Origin of the sequence: Streptomyces sp. MS191, from assembly GCF_008042125.1 — a bacterium.
Lineage (GTDB): Bacteria > Actinomycetota > Actinomycetes > Streptomycetales > Streptomycetaceae > Streptomyces.
Genome location: NZ_RDBI01000042.1, coordinates 5,154 through 8,354 on the forward strand (window position 1 = coordinate 5,154; position 3,201 = coordinate 8,354).

The 3,201-nt window shown below is 72.4% G+C and carries 3 protein-coding genes and 2 pseudogenes; 2 read left to right on the forward strand and 3 right to left on the reverse strand.

Going from position 1 to position 3,201, the window contains the following annotated elements:
* Positions 1-868: 868 nt before the first annotated feature.
* Complete coding sequence (locus EAO71_RS21350; protein ID WP_147979436.1) at positions 869-1,207, forward strand: hypothetical protein; 339 nt, start codon at positions 869-871, stop codon at positions 1,205-1,207.
* 11 nt (positions 1,208-1,218) lie between these two features.
* On the opposite strand, the gene EAO71_RS21355 is transcribed toward EAO71_RS21350, so the two are convergent.
* Positions 1,219-1,845, reverse strand: a complete 627-nt coding sequence (locus tag EAO71_RS21355; RefSeq protein WP_147979437.1) for a LysE/ArgO family amino acid transporter — start codon at positions 1,843-1,845, stop codon at positions 1,219-1,221.
* Complete coding sequence (locus EAO71_RS21360; protein WP_147979438.1) at positions 1,842-2,153, reverse strand: DUF2087 domain-containing protein; 312 nt, start codon at positions 2,151-2,153, stop codon at positions 1,842-1,844. Before EAO71_RS21360 ends, EAO71_RS21355 begins: the two co-directional genes overlap by 4 nt.
* A 257-nt stretch (positions 2,154-2,410) precedes the next feature.
* On the opposite strand from EAO71_RS21360, the pseudogene EAO71_RS21365 reads away from it, so the two are divergent.
* A pseudogene (locus tag EAO71_RS21365) lies at positions 2,411-2,998 on the forward strand (HD domain-containing protein); the annotation flags it as partial.
* Here the strand turns inward: EAO71_RS21365 and EAO71_RS39010 are convergent.
* Positions 2,990-3,201 (reverse strand): annotated as a pseudogene (locus EAO71_RS39010) (hypothetical protein); the annotation flags it as partial. The pseudogenes EAO71_RS21365 and EAO71_RS39010 sit on opposite strands and share 9 nt — an antisense overlap.

A 3,201-nucleotide genomic window follows, 5' to 3' on the forward strand; every position in this document is an offset into this window, starting at 1 on the left:
CTTTGGGGTCTTGGGGTGGGCCGGTCTTGGATCGCTTCMGGTGGTTGGCCGCCCTCTCTCCGAGTGTGGCAGCCGGGGCCGGTCCCTCAAGGGCGCTCCTTCGTCGCGTCGCTGCGCGATGGCCTGGCGGCCACCCTTGACCGCCCGGCCCCGGCTGCCTTTTCACACTCGGAGGGCGGCCCGGGGATGGGGCATCCGCTCCGGGGACCGGAGCCTCCCGGGCGCCGTCGGCGGCTGTCGGGTCRYGGGGTGGTTCAGCGCAGCCATTGAATGGGGTAACCCGGCGGCGCTTAGCGGCAATCCCTCGTTTCTTGGCGGGGATTCATGCCCCGCTGGTCATTCCCGGTGGTGGGTGATCCCTGCGCGGCGCCCAGCCCCGATCGTTCGGGTTGGGCGGGCCTCATCCGTCCTGCTAGCACCATGGCCGAGCTGGGATCATTCGAGGAATGACGCTACGGCGTACATTAAGCCCGCCGAGAGTCCGATATGCCCGCCAAAGTCCCTTTCTCTGGCTGGGTTACCGCAAGTAATGTACGCCGTAGCGTCATTGGTGGATCGATCCCAGTTCGGCGATGGGGTGGATGGGATCGGTGGGACGGATGCAGTCCGCGCAAGCCCCGATCGGCGCGCCCGGTGGTGCCCATGACCTGAACTGTCGATGCTGGCTGCGGATCTGGCTTCACCCCCACCGGAGAGTGACCAGCGGGGCATGAATCCCAGCCAATAGGCGAGGGATTGCCGCTAAGCGCCGCCGGGTRACCCCATTCAATGGCTGCGCTGAACCACCCCCGGACCCGACGCGGGCCGACGGTGCTGCGCGCCCCGCCGGCCCCCTGCCCTGGCCCCCTCTCCTGCTTACGATCAGCCCATGCGCCCAAGCTGCCGGCAGGCCGACTCGCCCCTCTCCCTCTGGTCGAGGGACTCCGTGCTCTCCATCGGGTCCGTGGGCTCCACTCTCTCCATCGGGTCCGTCGGGTCGGTCCTGTCCATCGGGTCCGTCGGCAGCGCCCTGTCCGTCGGCTCGATCGGCTCCGCCCTCTCGTTCGCCTCAGCCGGTTCCTGGCTGAGCGTCGGTTCCGTCCTGTCCGCTCAGTCGCGCTGGTCCGTCCTGTCCTACCGGTCCCGGCAGGGCCTGATGGCCGCGGGCGCGATGGCCGCCCTCGCCGGTGCCGTCCTGCTCACCACCCGCGAACGCGGCTCTCGCTAAGGGTCTTTCGCCTACACCACCAGCGCGATCGCCAGTCCCGCGATCAGGGTGCTCGACAGCAGGGCCGTCGTCAGCCGACCCCGTGGCCCCGTCAGGCCCCGGCCCAGGAGCGCGCCGCCGCCGGCCAGGAAGAGCTGCCAGCTCGCCGAGGCGGTGACCGCGGCCAGCACGAAGGCCGTCTGGTCCACCGCGGTGGTCGGGGCTCCMGGGCCGGTGGCCAGGATCAGGGCCACGAAGTAGATCACCGTCATCGGGTTCAGGACCGTGATGCCGAGGAAGGTCAGATAGGCGCGCAGCGGGGTGAGCGGATCCTCGCCGTCGTCCCTCGTCGCGCCGTCACGGATCCGGTAGGCACGCAGCGCCGTCCACGCGGCACGGACCGCCAGGGTCACGAGCACCACGGCCGACACCCAGCGCAGTGGGGTCATGACGGGCGTGAGCAGCGGCACGAGCGCCGAGCCGCCGAGGACCGCGACGAGCGCGTACAGCCCGTCGGCCGTGGCGACGCCGAGCGCCGCCCCGGCGCCCGTACGCCAGCCGGTGCGGGCGGTGACGGCCACGAGGTAGGCGCCGACCGCGCCGACCGGGATCGCGATGCCGTAGCCGGCCACCAGGCCGGCCACGAGCGCGCCGGTCACGCGACGGAGCGGATCGCGCCTTCGGGGGAGCCGGTCTGCTGCTGTCGGCGGTAGGCCGCGCCGTCCTTCGTCCGGGCCAGCTGGCCGCCGATCACGAGGTAGCGGCGCAGGGCCGGGAAGTCGTCGTGGACGGTGAGCAGGGCCTCGTTGACCTCGCGCTCGGTGTAGGAGCGGGCCGGCTCGAAGAGCGACTCGGCGAGGTGGTCGAGGAGATGCCCGCGTCGGGCGGGCTTGCGGGGGATTGCCTTCAGGCGTCCGTCGGCGGCGAAGAGGTCGGCGACGAGGCGCGGTGCGGGTGGGGTGTCCATGCGGGGAAGACTGGCGCCCGGCGCCGGGTTCCGGCAACGGGTTTTCGGTCCGTCCGCCACGGCTCGCGCTCCCGGGACGACCTGCTCGGCGGCGGTGGGAACGGGTCCGGACGTCCGCCGGGCCGTCGGGCCCGGGCCGGGGAGGCCGTCCTGCCCGCACAGAGCCGTTCATACCCGCGCGGGGTATGACCTCGGCAGGCGCGGGGAAGGGCCTCGGAAGCCGCGCTTCCGCGCGCTGGAGCGGCAGAATGCTCCCCATGACCGCCGATGAAGAGCACGCATACGACCCCGAGCTGCTCCAGCGCTGGACCTCGACGCTGCGCGCCGCGCGGGCCGGCCGCGAGGGGCCGGACCCTCTCCCGTACGGCCGGAACCTGCTGGCCCGCTGGGCCGAGCCGCAGCGGAGGTACCACACGGTGGACCACCTGAGGGCGGTCCTGGACCGCATCGACGAGCTGGCCGATCTCGGCGGCGAGGGCGGGGAGTTGGAGCTCGTCCGGCTGGCTGCCTGGTTCCACGACGCGGTCTACCGCCCGGACCGTTCCGAGAACGAGGAACGCTCGGCGGTGCTGGCCGAGAAGGCCCTGACCGAGGCGGGCCTCACGGTGCACGAGGTGGCGGAGGTGGCCCGCCTGGTGCGGCTGACCGCCAGCCACGACCCGGCCGAGGGCGACATCAACGGCGAGGCCCTGTGCGACGCGGACCTGGCGATCCTGGCGAGCACCCCGGACACCTACGCGAGGTACACCGCCGCGGTCCGCGAGGAGTACGCCTTCGTCCCGGAGGACGCCTTCCGCGAGGGCCGCGCCGTCATCCTTCGCCACCTGCTGTCCCTCCCCCGCCTCGGTCAGGGCCTTCTCGGCCAGCACCGCCGAGCGTTCCTCGTTCTCGGAACGGTCCGGGCGGTAGACCGCGTCGTGGAACCAGGCAGCCAGCCGGACGAGCTCCAACTCCCCGCCCTCGCCGCCGAGATCGGCCAGCTCGTCGATGCGGTCCAGGACCGCCCTCAGGTGGTCCACCGTGTGGTACCTCCGCTGCGGCTCGGCCC